This window comes from Vibrio tapetis subsp. tapetis (assembly GCF_900233005.1).
Taxonomy (GTDB): Bacteria; Pseudomonadota; Gammaproteobacteria; order Enterobacterales; family Vibrionaceae; genus Vibrio; species Vibrio tapetis.
Window position 1 is genome coordinate 414305 of record NZ_LT960611.1, and the last position, 13933, is coordinate 428237.

Annotated in this window: 13 protein-coding genes and 1 riboswitch; of the genes, 7 read left to right on the forward strand and 6 right to left on the reverse strand. The window is 43.3% G+C overall.

Annotated features, from left to right (window positions below; all coding sequences use genetic code 11):
- Positions 1-9 precede the first annotated feature (9 nt).
- Positions 10-1254 carry a carboxynorspermidine synthase gene (locus tag VTAP4600_RS01935; protein ID WP_102521254.1) on the forward strand — a complete coding sequence of 415 codons (1245 nt, stop codon included), beginning with the start codon at positions 10-12 and terminating at the stop codon, positions 1252-1254.
- Positions 1255-1360: 106 nt separating this feature from the next.
- Complete coding sequence (gene nspC / locus VTAP4600_RS01940; protein ID WP_102523860.1) at positions 1361-2494, forward strand: carboxynorspermidine decarboxylase; 1134 nt, start codon at positions 1361-1363, stop codon at positions 2492-2494.
- A gap of 25 nt (positions 2495-2519) precedes the next feature.
- Here the strand turns inward: nspC and VTAP4600_RS01945 are convergent, their stop codons facing one another.
- A complete protein-coding gene (locus VTAP4600_RS01945; RefSeq protein WP_231897844.1) occupies positions 2520-2807 on the reverse strand; it encodes a hypothetical protein in 288 nt (95 codons plus the stop codon).
- 142 nt (positions 2808-2949) lie between these two features.
- Positions 2950-3402 (reverse strand): GNAT family N-acetyltransferase, encoded by a 453-nt coding sequence (locus tag VTAP4600_RS01950; protein ID WP_231897845.1) that lies wholly within the window; start codon positions 3400-3402, stop codon positions 2950-2952.
- Between the two features lie 481 nt (positions 3403-3883).
- On the opposite strand from VTAP4600_RS01950, the gene VTAP4600_RS01955 reads away from it, so the two are divergent.
- The 3 genes from VTAP4600_RS01955 to VTAP4600_RS01965 all read left to right on the forward strand — a co-directional run bounded on the left by VTAP4600_RS01955 (position 3884) and on the right by VTAP4600_RS01965 (position 6604).
- A complete protein-coding gene (locus VTAP4600_RS01955; protein WP_102521257.1) occupies positions 3884-4555 on the forward strand; it encodes a hypothetical protein in 672 nt (223 codons plus the stop codon).
- Between the two features lie 232 nt (positions 4556-4787).
- Positions 4788-5744, forward strand: a complete 957-nt coding sequence (locus tag VTAP4600_RS01960) for a transposase (protein ID WP_231897894.1) — start codon at positions 4788-4790, stop codon at positions 5742-5744.
- A 428-nt stretch (positions 5745-6172) separates the two neighbouring features.
- Positions 6173-6604, forward strand: a complete 432-nt coding sequence (locus tag VTAP4600_RS01965; RefSeq protein ID WP_102521258.1) for a GNAT family N-acetyltransferase — start codon at positions 6173-6175, stop codon at positions 6602-6604.
- A 47-nt stretch (positions 6605-6651) separates the two neighbouring features.
- Here VTAP4600_RS01965 and VTAP4600_RS01970 read toward each other — a convergent pair whose 3' ends face one another.
- Positions 6652-7446 (reverse strand): AraC family transcriptional regulator, encoded by a 795-nt coding sequence (locus VTAP4600_RS01970; protein ID WP_102521259.1) that lies wholly within the window; start codon positions 7444-7446, stop codon positions 6652-6654.
- A 101-nt stretch (positions 7447-7547) separates the two neighbouring features.
- On the opposite strand from VTAP4600_RS01970, the gene VTAP4600_RS01975 reads away from it, so the two are divergent.
- Positions 7548-8675 (forward strand): multidrug effflux MFS transporter, encoded by a 1128-nt coding sequence (locus VTAP4600_RS01975; protein ID WP_102521260.1) that lies wholly within the window; start codon positions 7548-7550, stop codon positions 8673-8675.
- Between the two features lie 131 nt (positions 8676-8806).
- On the opposite strand, the gene gbpA is transcribed toward VTAP4600_RS01975, so the two are convergent.
- From gbpA to VTAP4600_RS01990, 3 genes are all read right to left on the reverse strand, one after another.
- Positions 8807-10267, reverse strand: a complete 1461-nt coding sequence (gene gbpA / locus VTAP4600_RS01980) for an N-acetylglucosamine-binding protein GbpA (RefSeq protein WP_102523862.1) — start codon at positions 10265-10267, stop codon at positions 8807-8809.
- A 70-nt stretch (positions 10268-10337) separates the two neighbouring features.
- A riboswitch (cyclic di-GMP riboswitch) is annotated at positions 10338-10426 on the reverse strand.
- A 242-nt stretch (positions 10427-10668) separates the two neighbouring features.
- Complete coding sequence (locus tag VTAP4600_RS01985) at positions 10669-11181, reverse strand: glycine cleavage system transcriptional repressor (RefSeq protein WP_102521261.1); 513 nt, start codon at positions 11179-11181, stop codon at positions 10669-10671.
- Between the two features lie 299 nt (positions 11182-11480).
- Positions 11481-12377: a DUF3943 domain-containing protein gene (locus VTAP4600_RS01990; protein WP_102521262.1), complete on the reverse strand. Its 897-nt coding sequence runs from the start codon at positions 12375-12377 to the stop codon at positions 11481-11483.
- A gap of 218 nt (positions 12378-12595) precedes the next feature.
- On the opposite strand from VTAP4600_RS01990, the gene VTAP4600_RS01995 reads away from it, so the two are divergent.
- Complete coding sequence (locus VTAP4600_RS01995) at positions 12596-13831, forward strand: CinA family nicotinamide mononucleotide deamidase-related protein (protein WP_102521263.1); 1236 nt, start codon at positions 12596-12598, stop codon at positions 13829-13831.
- The last annotated feature ends 102 nt before the right edge of the window (positions 13832-13933 follow it).

A 13933-nucleotide genomic window follows, 5' to 3' on the forward strand; every position in this document is an offset into this window, starting at 1 on the left:
TACAAACAAATGGCAGTTCTTCAAATTGGCGCAGGTGGCGTTGGTTGGGTAGTCGCGCATAAAGCGGCACAAAATAACGAAGTTTTAGGCGACATCACGATTGCGTCTCGCACGATCGCGAAATGTGAAAAAATCATCACATCGATCAAAGGCAAAAACAACCTTAAAGATCCGTCTAAGAAGCTAGAGGCTCGTGCGGTTGACGCTGATGATGTTGACGCTTTGGTTGCCTTGATCAAGGAAGTAAAGCCTGATCTCGTTATCAATGCTGGTCCTCCTTGGGTAAACATCACCATTATGGAAGCGTGTCTGCAAGCGAAAGTGTCGTACTTAGATACATCTGTCGCGGTAGACCTTTGTTCTGAAGGGCAACAAGTACCACAAGCTTACGATTGGCAATGGGAATTCCGTGACAAGTTTAAAGAAGCAGGCATCACCGGTATTTTGGGGGCAGGCTTTGATCCAGGCGTTGTGTCTGTGTTTGCCGCTTACGCCGTAAAGCACTTGTTCGATGAAATCGACACCATTGATGTGATGGACGTAAACGCAGGCGATCATGGTAAGAAGTTTGCTACTAACTTTGACCCTGAGACCAACATGCTTGAGATCCAAGGTGATTCTTTCTATTGGGAAAACCAAGAGTGGAAACAAGTGGCTTGTCATTCTCGTATGCTGGAATTTGATTTTCCTAACTGTGGTTCTCACAAAGTATACTCAATGGCGCACGATGAAGTTCGCTCTATGCAAGAGTTCATCCCAGCGAAGCGCATCGAATTCTGGATGGGTTTTGGTGATGCCTACCTGAACTACTTTAACTGTATGCGCGATATCGGCTTATTAAGCCCAGATCCGCTTACTTTGCATGACGGTACGGTTGTTCAACCATTGCATGTGCTTAAAGCACTGCTGCCAGATCCAACATCATTAGCACCTGGTTACACGGGTTTAACGTGTATCGGTACTTGGGTTCAAGGCAAGAAAGACGGCAAAGAACGCAGTGTGTTCATCTATAACAATGCCGACCACGAAGTCGCCTACGAAGACGTCGAGCACCAAGCCATTTCTTACACGACGGGCGTACCTGCTATTACCGCAGCATTACAGTTCTTCCGCGGTGAGTGGGCTGATAAGGGCGTATTCAACATGGAACAGTTAGACCCAGATCCGTTCCTGGCGACTATGCCAGAAATTGGTCTAGATTGGCATGTGCAGGAACTAGAGCCGGGTCAGCCGGATATTAAGGTGCTTAAGTAGAAGTACTAAGTACGAAGAACTAAAAGCGAAGTGCTTGTCACTTCGCGCTTAGAGTTTCGTAATTAGCTTTTCCCGTGGCTTTGTTCCATATTTAAGAGAGAGAATGATGAATCAGTGTGAATTAAAAACACCGTACTTCATGATTGATGAAGCTAAGCTGGTGGCGAATCTTGAAAAAGCGAAGCAGCTTAAAGAGATTTCTGGCGTAAAGCTTGTTTTGGCCCTTAAGTGTTTCTCGACTTGGGGTGTGTTTGACATCATCAAGCCATACTTAGATGGCACAACAAGCAGCGGTCCTTATGAAGTAAAGCTGGGTCACGAGACGTTTGGCGGTGAAACTCATGCTTATAGCGTGGGTTACAGTGAAGATGATGTAAAAGAAGTGGCAAGTATCTGTGACAAGTTGATTTTTAACTCTCAATCTCAACTCGCAGCGCACCGTCATTTAGTAGAAGGGAAAGCTTCTATTGGCCTACGCCTCAACCCTGGTGTGAGTTATGCGGGTCAAGATTTAGCCAACCCTGCACGCCAATTCTCCCGTTTAGGCGTGCAAGCGGATCACATTCAACCTGACGTGTTTGAAAGCCTAGACGGTGTGATGTTCCACATGAATTGTGAAAACAAAGACGTGGATGCATTCATCGGTTTGCTGGATGCTATTTCCGAGCAGTTTGGTCATCATCTAGACAAGCTTGATTGGGTGAGTTTAGGTGGCGGTGTATTCTTTACGTGGGCGGGTTACGATATTGAAAAACTGGGTAACGCCTTAAAAGCCTTCTCTGCTAAACATGGTGTTCAACTATATTTAGAGCCGGGCGAAGCCATCATCACTCAAACAACGGACTTAGTCGTTACTGTGGTAGACATCGTTGAAAACGGGATGAAAACTGCAATCGTCGATTCAGCCACAGAAGCGCATCGCTTGGACACACTAATATACGACGAACCTGCTTCTATTTTAGAAGCAAGCGAACAAGGTAAACATGAATACGTAATTGGATCTTGTTCTTGTTTAGCCGGTGACCAATTTTGCGTAACAAGGTTTGATGAGCCGCTTGAAATAGGTCAAAGACTTCACATTATGGATAGCGCGGGCTACACCATGGTGAAACTAAATTGGTTTAACGGATTGAAGATGCCTTCAATTTATTGCCAGCGCAGTAACGGCGAAACTCAGTTACTTAATGAGTTTGGTTATGAAGACTTTAAACGTTCGTTGTCACAGTGGACTGTTAAATAGCAGAACGCGACAAACGTTCAGAAGATCAATAAGGCAGCTCGTCTGCCTTTTTTCCTATATGATCTGGCGCTATATAGGATTCAAACCTGGTGGCTTTAATGGATTGACAGCCCAACATACGTGCCTTACATACTCGATGCATGCCATCCATTACACGTCCTTGATGACAAAGGATAATTGGATAGGCCAAATCAGCGTCATTAATAAGTTTTGTATGTTCAAGTATGTTATTACAAGTGGGTTTGGCACCACCAAGGTCATACCAAAACTCTTCTTCTAGTTCTTGAATCTGCGATAACTGTATTTCAATCACGCAGAGATCTTTTGATAGCGTAATAAGCCGAAAAACGTCCCATGCCAAAAGTCCCTGCGGAGAATCCCTAAAGTGATACTGTTGCCTCATGTGGTAACCTTTTTGTGAATAAATCGAGTTCACTCAATTCGAATGGCATGGTTTATAGATACTTCTGCCAGTGGAGCAATCCCTTTAATGCCACTTGATGATCTTCAAAACGACACGACGTATAGAGCTTTTGTGCTGCAATGTTGTCTTCATCTACTTCGAGTGTAATTTTTAAAAAGTCTTGCTCAATGCAGTGTTGTTCTATACCGGCTAAAAGAATTTTTCCCATACCTTGTCCTCTATGATTTAGCGAAACCATAAAGTCATGAATGTTGAGAACTTTTTTTGAGCGGTAAGTGGAAAAAGACTCAAAACAAACGGCAAAGGCGACAGGTTGTTGTTCAATATAACAGAGAAAACCATGGAAGTAGGGCAGCTCAAAGATCTTGTTTGTTACTAGCGGATCGAGGTTTGCAGAAACGGCTTTAGCGTATTCATTAAATAATTGATTAAATTGAGAACGCTGCAAATTATTATTAATGTCGATTCGGATGGTCTTGGTCATATCACGCCCCATTTAATTAATCCCCACCTTTGATTGATATCTTACTCGTAAACCCTGTCTATGTGTCTGTTAACATTATTAAAGGACACACACCTCAAGAATGGAAAAAGTATGGAGACCAGCACAAGTGCTAATACCTTGTTGCAATCGATTCTATTTTCGATACGCCTGTCCCACTAACCCGTTCAGAAAGATCTCAACATTATTAAAGGACACACACCTCAAGAATGGAAAAAGTATGGAGACCAGCACAAGTGCTAATACCTTGTTGCAATCGATTCTATTTTCGATACGCCTGTCCCACTAACCCGTTCAGAAAGATCTCAAATTTTCCTTCATACCCTTAATCAATGTTCGATGCGTTGATATTTTGATCATGTACCGGTATTGTTTTAAGTGCAATAGTTGTAATTGCAACTATTGCGGGGTAAGGTAAGGGCAAGTCAGCAAAACAAACCTAATTAATCGAAAGGATAGAACCATGAAAAAATTAATGTCTATTACCACCATTATCTTTGCCTCTTTATTTTTAAGCACTGCAGTATCTGCCGCTGATTACGGGGTAGAGCTAGCATGGAATACGGATAACGCGAATGATGTACTGGCAACCATGTCAGAGCAACGTACTGCTTTTGGCCAGTTAGTGAATAACGGCGAAATTAAAGATATGTTTGTGTTTGACAGCAGTATTGACGGTAAACCGATGAAGCTTATTCGCTTTGTTATTGATGCTGAAGATGAAGACAACGCCAAAGCGAAGTTAGCAAGTTTGCCCCTTTATAAAAAAGAACTCGTCAAAATTAATAACGTACGCTTACTCGGTAATAAATGGTTGGATAATACACCCGTGCACAACAATTACGGTGTGACATTTACATGGCGAGAGGGAATTGATGTATTCGAAATGGAACGCGTACTTGGCGTGGACTTGCAACGTGTTATTAGTTTAAATCAGGCGGGTCTCATAACGTCTTCGTACTTGAATACCCAAATGCTGGCCGATGGTGTTGAGCGTCCAATTTACAATGTTTCCTTTTTAGCGACAGATGCGCAGCATGCACGTGAGTTGACTAAACAATTTGAAGCGGTGAATTTGGGCTATGCTACGGTTGAAGTGATGTATTTAGGTCATAAAGTACAGCTCGCTCAGTAAATTTTAGATACATCTGATGACAGGAAAACCGCCAACACAATTATTGGCGGTTTTTTAACATATAAAGATTAAAAGAAAGATTAAAAGAAAGATTAAAAGGACACACGCCTTAAGAATGGAAAAAGCATGAAGTTTAGCGCAGTCGATAGCATCGCTATTGCATATCAGTTTTACTGAACAAAGAAATGGTTCATTCTTGCTCTTATCGAACGAAGAGTTACAGGGAAACATGATGACCACCGCACGAAGCCGATTAGTCGACCTAAACACCACCGCTTATTATCATTGTGTTTCTCGCTGTGTACGCCGCTCCTTCTTGTGCGGAGAAGATGAGGTGACAGGAAAAAGTTATCATCATCGTCGAGACTGGATTGAGCAGAAAATGTATGGGTTGGCTTCAGTATATTGCATTGATATTTGTAGCTACGCGATCATGAGTAACCATTATCATCTAGTGGTATATGTTGATAAAGAAGAAGCAGAACGGCTTAGTCTCGACGAGGTGGTCAAACGCTGGGGAATGGCGCACAAATTGCCTGTTATTATTACTCGTTGGCTAAAGGGTGCGTTAACCAGTAAAGCGGAGCGAGACTCATGCGAGCTAATTATTGAACAGTGGCGCTCCCGGTTGTTTAACTTAAGTTGGTTCATGAAAGAACTCAATTATGGTATCGCCTGCCAAGCGAATAAAGAGGATAACTGTACCGGCCATTTTTGGGAAAGCCGATTTAAAAGCCAAGCGTTATTAGATGAGTCAGCCCTAGCCGCTGCTATGGCGTATGTAGACTTAAACCCCATTCGTGCAGGGATCGCCAAAACGCCTGAAGCATCTGACTTTACCTCTATCAAACAGCGCTTAAAATCGCTAGAGCAAAATCAACAAACAGCACCAGGGTTAGCCGTGTTTATTGGCGCTTCAAGTCACGAATCGGTGAAAGGTATTCCATTTCGCTTAATTGACTACCTTGAACTGGTAGACTGGAGCAGCAGGCAGTATCACAATGATAAAGCCTCAATTGGTCATGATATCCCACCTATTTTGGAGCGTCTTTCCCTTAACCAAATGCAGTGGCTAAAAGCATGCTCTACGCTTGAACGTAAACGAGCCTGTTATGTCGGTCGGAGTAGTAATATGCAGATCCTTCAAAGTAGCCACACGAGAATCAATGGATTTCGTTTAGACCGATAAACATTACACCAACATAACGTCCTACCTGTAATCCCTGAACTTCCGATATTAATGCCCTCATTTTTAACTGTCTTTTTGCACTGATCTAAATATTTAGCGCAGTGGACAATTGAGCAAGAGCTTTCATGTAAGACGGACACCTGGCATCTAATGTATTTTTAAAGCGCCTGTCCCAATAACCGCACAATAACCGCTCCTTTTTAAAGCGTGTGTCCTGCCAATATGTGCGAAATATTTAGCACAGTGAACAATTGAGAAAGAGCTTTTACGTAAAATATACTTCAGGCATCTAATGTATTTTTAAAGCGTGTGTCCTGCCAATATGTTTGAGTTTGGACGAAGCGGTAATTAAACACTACGCTATGGATATTGGGCGAAATGAGTGGGTAGGGGTTGATGAACAATGGTGTCTTTAAGGTGAATGAGAGGTGTCTGATGAAGACGCATTAGCCCTGTGTCAGGCTATTAACGGCGCTTTTTCTGAGTATGAGGACTTTACGGGAGAACCTTATTTGCGCTTTGAGTCTCATGAGCGATTTATTCAAACCTTATCTGATAATAATAACCATTTTTTAGTTGTTAAGCGCGAAGGGCGATTCATCGCGGGTGTTTGCTATCGTACGCCTTCTATTACATCGGACACGCTCTATTTCGGTATGCTCTGGGTCGCGCCGGAAGAGCGGAGCCAAGGCCACGCTCGGTATCTTATTGGTTTGATAGAAGAGGAAGCCAAGCAACAACATAAAAAGGGTTTGCTGATCAAACTTTTCAAAATACCTAAACTCATTGAGTATTATCAGGCATTGGGGTTCGACTTCATTGATGGTAATACTGCAGGATCAATGGTGAAATATTTTTAGTACTTGTTGCCATTATGGGGTCACTTACGGCTTCTCTTACCTCACCTTTATGACCTTGATATAAAGGGGATGGATGGGTTTTTCATGAAATTGAGTGGGGTTTGCCCAGTTTGTTTCTTAAAGTAAGCGATAAAGGCACTGTCAGAGGAAAACTCCAACCAATCTGATACCGCATTTACTGGCATGTCTTTCGAAAGCAATTCGACGGATTTTAATAAACGCCATTGCTGCCTCCAATCTTGATATGACATTCCGGTTTCTGTTTTGAATAGCCTTGTGACAGTTTTCGTGCTCGCGCCAACCGAATCCGCAAGATCAGTGAGCGGTGGAGCCAAGAAAGAGTTTTGCATAACCTGCTGGCGGAACTTCTTCAATTTTCGGTCAAATGGCAAAGGGAGCTGAAAGGACTGACGTTTGGCGCAATAAAACTCCTCCCAGAAGAGTTGGGTGGTATTTTTCATTTCTTCTTCCGGTTTATTCCACTCCCATAGAGCCATTCTATCGATAAGCACTTGTAACAAGGCATCAACTTCAACGATGGTGATTTCATCTGGACCACGGAAAGCGAAACAATCGAAATACAATGAACGGTAAGCCACCACATTGGTCATTGTGGCGCGATGTAGAGTATTAGGTGGAATCCAAACAGCTTTGGTAGGCGGTAAGATGCAAATTGAATCCTTTAAGGCAAAGCTCATACACCCTTGAGAAGCGTAAAGCAGTTGACCTTTTGTGTGCTGATGCATTCCTGAGTCGTGCTTGCCTATGTTTGCAGCAATCCCTACAACCAGAGCGCTTATATCATCGGCATTAAATTGGGTATTTTCATCAATAATGGCCATTTGTCTCTATCTTGATGTTTTTGGTTTTAATGTTGTTAATAGGAAATGATAGCCTCATCTATACTGCTCGCCAAGTTATTTTAGAGTAGTGAGAACTTACGGTGAATAGAAAACCTTCTTTATGGCTTATGGTTGTGATGCTGATGTTTCCACAAGTGGTGGAGACCATATACAGCCCAGCACTAAGTTCGATTAGCGCGGCGTTCGCTGTAAGTTATGCGCAAGCCGCTCAAACGTTATCAGTGTATTTTTCTGCATTTGCCGTTGGGGTGGTTGTTTGTGGCGTCTTGGCGGATAAGTGGGGAAGAAGACCCACGATGCTCATTGGCCTGTTTATTTATGGCGTTGCTGCATTGATTGCCATGCAAGCTGAGAGCTTTACCACGGTTATGATTGCCCGAGCGCTAAGTGCATTTGGGATTGCTGTTGGATCGGTGGTCACTCAGACTATGCTCCGAGATGTTTTTAGCGGTGAAGAGCTAGGAAAAGTGTTCAGTGCGATGGGGATGGGCATTGCTATAAGTCCAGTGATTGGGATGTTGCTAGGTGGGCACTTGTCGTTAGTGGGGGGATACCGAGCTGTGTTTTTGGCCTTATTTGTTATGGCTTTGGTATTGCTTTTATATAATTTGGTCAGCTTGCCTGAAACGCAAAAACAAAAACAACCGTTACAGCTGAGAAGTTTGAGCCTTCGTTTAATCAAAGACTCGCAGGTGTTAGGTTCGGCGTTGTTGGTTGCTTTTTATAACGTTGCTCTTTTTTCGTATTATCAATTGGGGGCGTTTATTTTTTCGGAGCTTAATTATGGGCCAGAGCAATTTGGTTACAGCGGCATTGTATTGGGTTTTGGCACGCTCCTTGGCAGCTATTTCAATAGGCTGCTATTAGGCAAAAAAGTGTCGCAACGGGTTCTGTTGTGGGTATCAGCAATGTTATTAATGCTCGGCTCGGTTGGAGTGTATGTACTGTTGGGATCTGTCTGGTTTATAGCGGCTATGCTATTTGTGGTCATGTCGTTTGGCATTGCAATTCCAACGGTTTTGAGTGTGGCTTTGATCGATTACAAACAGCAAGCGGGTAGTGCTGGTGCGTTGTTTGGTTTGCTTTATTATTTACTGATTGGAGGCGGTTTAGCTGTCGCTGGTTTAGTTCAGAATCTAGGCATTGTACTCTTAGGTTGCAGTGTAGTGGTTGTTTTAGTCACATTTACACGCAAGTACCAATCGTAATCGGCCATCGAGTGTTTTAGGCAAGTGTCGAATCAAACAATATCCCCACTTTCGGGGGATATTGTTTGGATTTAGGTCAGCCCACATCCTCTTAAACTTATAAGAGATGTATGGCTGAATCCCAACTAGAGCTAGTTGGTTTTGTCCCAAGCGGAGGACCAATGAGAGCCCGTTGCCGGTTCAAATTGGGTTGCACTTTCAGACCACTGAACGCAATAACCAGAATATGGGAACACTTTACATTGATAGATGTGACCGTCACTGGCAAGCACCTTGGTTCCTTCGGTATAAGTTTCTAGACCGTTAGGGAACACGAAATCGTACTCACCATCTGGCGGTGTTTGGTCTTCTTTCAGGTGGAAATCTTGAGTGTTCTGATCTAGTACATTGCCGTCGGTATCCTTAGTGACGATAACCAACATATGATGACCCGGTTTTGAATCGGTCAAAGTGAGTTGAACATTCTTAGCTTCGCCATCAGCCATCTTGGATACATGTGAAGCAAGTGGCACTCGGTGGTGGTTAAACACCGTGAGTTCAGCTTGAAGTTCTCCCTCCGCAGTCAAAGTTAAATCTAATTGCGTTGGTTGCTCTCCGATCATGTATTTAGGTTCTAGTCCTGTGACCGAAAAGCTATGATCCGGCGTTGGGGTATCAATGTGATAGCCAATTTCTACACGAGTTAACCCTGAGCCCTTTTTGAGATAAATTGGGTTAACGCCATAGGTTGGATCAAAGCCGTTATCGGAATTGATTTGTCCCGCTTGCATCAGGGTTTGTTGCTGGTTTATCTTGGTGGCAAGCCCATGAGACCAGTTATTTGGCTCTCTTTGTTCTGCTGTTTCGATCTTAAATTCGGTTCGGTACGCAGGGTTTTCACCTGATTGGTCGAAGACCCGTGTATAGACGGAATCCCCAACGTTGAGTGGCATACTTGGATTGATTTGCCCCCCTTGTTGCCAATCAGGGATCACAGGTTGATCGCCATCGAATTGAACGTCAATAACGTTGTAAAAAGACGCGGCGGTATCGCCTACATCCCATACGGCTAAGATTACCTGGTAGCCTTCACGAGCGGGCACTTGGCATTGATGGCTGACCAATTTAGGTGGTTGAACCATATTGCCTTCGACCACGCAAAATGGGTTTAAATCAAAAGAGTCACGAGCTAACGGTTGATTGGGATTCCAGTTTGGCTTGGTAATGTAGTATTTCCAATCCTTGGTGACGTGGTTAGCGGTAAACGTCCATTCGAAGTTTTGCGTGCCAGATTGAATTGGACGTTTCACCCAGCGACTTGCGGTTTGTTCATCGAGAGCTGCTGCCAATGAAGATTGCGCACTGGCGATTTTACCATCTGCAGGGCCCGTGGTAGGGAACCCATCAGGACCTTCAACACTTTGGGGTTCATATTGAATCGACCCACAATGGGTGTTTTTTTGTTGGGTATCACTGGCTGGGAATTTACACAGCGCAACACGGCTTTCTGCAACACCCCCTTGGTAGGATGAGACGTAACCGTGGCCAAAACTTGTGCTACTGACACCAAGGAGTGCCAATGCAATGATGGATTTACGAGGGAGTTGATTCATCATTTGTCTTTATTCCTTTTATTTGACAAAAAAGATGACACCCCGGCACGCTAAACACTTAATCGTATTAAGTGGCGGCCCCGCTATCATAGATACGTGAATATCGACAGACCGGAAGCTTTGCGTCCTATTCTTTCAAATAGTTTGCCAGAAGTGCTGTTGAGCCATTGAAATGTAATCAATGAAAACAGCTTGCGCGATAGGCTCGGATAAAATCTGGAATGCTTCTCTCGATTTTCAGTTAGAGAATGTTGTTTTGTTTACTGAAGAGCCAAAACTGGAAAATAAAATGAGAAGATCTTCATTGGAATGGAGAGTTGTCAATGTGCTTCAATAGGGCTGTTTATCGGATTTTGTCCAATATAAAGCACCCGCTTTGAAGCGGGTGCGCAAGTTAGTGTTTAGGCCTCGATAATCACTCTTGTATCTTCACTGAGTGACTCTAACTCATCGGTGATGTCTTTGATGCCTGTTTGGGCTGGTAAACGCAGCGCAATGGTTGAGCTGAATAAACTGGAGCTCACACCGCCGCCGCCTGCGATAAAGACCCGATGGCAATCCATATCAAGAATGTTGACACCTTGCCCGTCTAATACGTGGGTAATTTCGTTAACGATACCTGCTCGATCGTTAGCATCGACACGCAAGTGGTAAATACTGTCTTTATCGTGCTCAGAGCTGTCGGCTTCTGCAAACTGAACCATTAAAGCTGGATTACTGCTGAAAGCATCTTTAACCAATTGCTCATTTTCTTGTGGAAGTTCAATTTTAATTACTGCTGCAACTTGGTGTTCGATGAAGTTCACTTTACTGATCAACCATTTTCCTTCGTTCTCATGCGTAACTGCTGCGAGTTGCTTGATGGTGGAAGGGGACGCTTTACCGACAAAATTTACAATAAATGTGGTGTTCATAGGGATTCCCTCCTACTAGGAAACAGTTGTGGCACGTCATGCCTACTTAAGTAGATGATTTTATGTAATAACGACACTAACAACAGTGTAGAAGTTGCAGGGAAAGAATGTTTGACAGGAGTCTATTTTTTGCAATATACCGGTTTTCTACTTCAAAGAACTGGGGAGAAGTACTAAAAACTAAGTACGGAGTAATAGGTTTGAAAAGCAAAAAGCGAAGCAATAAGTTCAAATAAGAACCTAACACCTCGCCCCTGATCTAAATCTTCGCTTTTAGTACTTCGCTTTTAGCCCTTCACCTAAAACGTAATCGTTAAGTCTAGGCCATAGAACTGACGATCATAAACCTGATAAGGGTTGATGATTTTGTCTGCTTCAGTTTGGTACCCAGTCCACGGTTGTGAGCGGAAGTTTAGATTGGCATCGCCACCCCATGCATCTGTTACCCAATAGTGGATATGTCCAACTGGATTTAAGAAAAACAACGACACATCGCCCATGGTCTCAGAGCCCATGACTTCGCCGCCGTTAGCAATGATGTTTTGTTCGCCGGTAAACATCATTTCACCCACTACAGCACCGAAAAACGGCGTTATAAACAAATCTTGCCAAGAAGGGATCTCTGCAAATGACTCTACGCCGAAGTCCCAAAACACGGCAGACATGGTAAATGAGTACAAAAATGATTCAAATTCATTAAAGCCAGCGTGGCGCCCTGCGGTGTAGTAAACACCACCAAAATATGGGTGCATGATGTAGTTAAGAATATGTTCATCGCGATCCCAAACCGGGCCTGCGGAGACATTATCTTTCCATTTTTTGCCTAGGTTAGAGAGGTCGCGATCTTCTGCATCCCACTTTGTGATGCTTTCAGGCAAAACCGTCATAATGCCTACAGTTGCAATACTGAGACCCAAGATTGTGTATGTTTGTTCTCTTAGGTATTCCCAATCTTTCTCTTCAAGGGCATACAAGTGCGGAGGTTGTACCGATGAGGCTTCGATCTTCTCTTTTTTGTGATCTTCATAGCTAAGCGAAACTGGAATCGAGTCAATACCGGAAATAAGGCTATAGTTTTTCGCCTCGTAGCCGATAGTATGGCTAGAGAAATCATCATTAAAATCAAAGTTTAAATTGGCTGCGTGTGCAGATGTGGAACACGCCAACAAAATCGCAGTCAAAGGTTTTAAGTGCACAAACGGCTCCAATCAAAAAACAAGCTATGTAAGATAGATATTATTCGCTTAACAAATCATAGATGCAAATGATTTATGGGTTAATGTCTTGTAAATTGGTTAGAATCGTAATGAGAAAATTCAATTAGTACGAGTTTTAACCAGTTGAATTATGGGTTTAATATTGAATCAATTCATGTGATCGGTTGCATTTCATGAATGATTAAAAGGTTACAATAATGTTAAAAATAGCAATGCTTAGCACCGGAGAAGAAGTATTACACGGTGATATTGTTGATACCAATGCGGCGTGGTTATCAGAGCAATTTTATCGTCATGGTCTTCAACTGACTTACCGCAGCACGGTAGGTGATCAACTGGAAAGCTTAATCAACGAGTTTTCATACTTAAGTCACGACTATGACATCGTGATTGTGAATGGCGGGTTAGGTCCTACGACCGATGATTTGTCTTCAGCAGCGGCAGCACAAACCGCTAAGCAATCGTTGGTCTTGTTTCAGTCATGGTTGACTGAAATGGAGCACAAGTTCACCTCGCGTGGCCTAGAGATGCCAGACAGCAACCTTAAACAAGCGATGCTGCCAGAACGAGCAAAGATTATCGACAACCCTGTCGGGACGGCTTGCGGCTTTAGCTTGGAAATTAACCAAGCAAAATTTCTGTTTACTCCGGGCGTACCAAGTGAATTTAAGCACATGGTGTCTGAACAAATTATTCCACAACTCCTAGAGCAATATCCCAATATTTTGCCAAACGAATGCAGCCGTATCTACACATTTGGCCTATCTGAGTCAGGTATCTCGGACAAGTTAGATTTACTGCGCCTACCGGATGGCTATGAGTTGGGTTATCGCTCGTATTTGCCATTTATTGAAGTAAAACTATTTGGACCAATGGCGGATATGGAAACTCGCATTAAGTTGCTTCATATCATTTATGGTCACTTGCAAGACAACGTGGTGAGTGTAGATGAGCCAATGATTGCGAATGTAGGTGGTTTATTGAATGAGCGTCAAGCGACGCTATCAATAGCTGAGCAAGCCAGTGGTGGTTACTTAACGAGTTGGGCCCATGATGATGAGGTACTTGCAGAGCACCTTAAGCAAAGTTGGGTGATGAACGCTGCGCTGAGTGAAAGCATTGTAGACCAAGATCCACTAGCAGCGGCGTTAGCGCTTGCTGCTGCTACTCGAGAAAATGGAAAAGCGCATTTTGGCCTTTCTTCAGGGGTCGCTAAAGATGGTGAGTTTGCGATTGCGTTATCGACAGCTGAAGGGGAGTGGGGGCAAATTTTCTCATTTGGTCGCGATTACAACAATAAAGCACAGAGAAAGCTGATTTCAGCCGTCATGCTCGATATGTTAAGACGCCATTTAGAAGGCAAGCCGATGTTTGGTCTCTATGGATCGTTACATAGACAAAAAGAGTTGTATGTGCCAGCGTCGGCACTGTAAAAAATAGTTTATATCTGCTTGACTTTCAGCTTCCCCTTAGTCAATAAAGGCTGTGGGGATCCTGACCTTTCAAAGATTTTTATGCAGTATTATTTATCGTGT

Coding starts and splice junctions, on each gene's coding strand:
- VTAP4600_RS01960 (WP_231897894.1), top strand. CDS start 4,788: ATGACCACCGCACGAAGCCGATTAGTCGACCTAAACACCACCGCTTAT.
- VTAP4600_RS01955 (WP_102521257.1), top strand. CDS start 3,884: ATGAAAAAATTAATGTCTATTACCACCATTATCTTTGCCTCTTTATTT.
- VTAP4600_RS01950 (WP_231897845.1), bottom strand. CDS start 3,402: ATGACCAAGACCATCCGAATCGACATTAATAATAATTTGCAGCGTTCT.
- VTAP4600_RS01935 (WP_102521254.1), top strand. CDS start 10: ATGGCAGTTCTTCAAATTGGCGCAGGTGGCGTTGGTTGGGTAGTCGCG.
- VTAP4600_RS01970 (WP_102521259.1), bottom strand. CDS start 7,446: ATGGCCATTATTGATGAAAATACCCAATTTAATGCCGATGATATAAGC.
- nspC (WP_102523860.1), top strand. CDS start 1,361: ATGAATCAGTGTGAATTAAAAACACCGTACTTCATGATTGATGAAGCT.
- VTAP4600_RS01995 (WP_102521263.1), top strand. CDS start 12,596: ATGTTAAAAATAGCAATGCTTAGCACCGGAGAAGAAGTATTACACGGT.
- VTAP4600_RS01985 (WP_102521261.1), bottom strand. CDS start 11,181: ATGAACACCACATTTATTGTAAATTTTGTCGGTAAAGCGTCCCCTTCC.
- gbpA (WP_102523862.1), bottom strand. CDS start 10,267: ATGAATCAACTCCCTCGTAAATCCATCATTGCATTGGCACTCCTTGGT.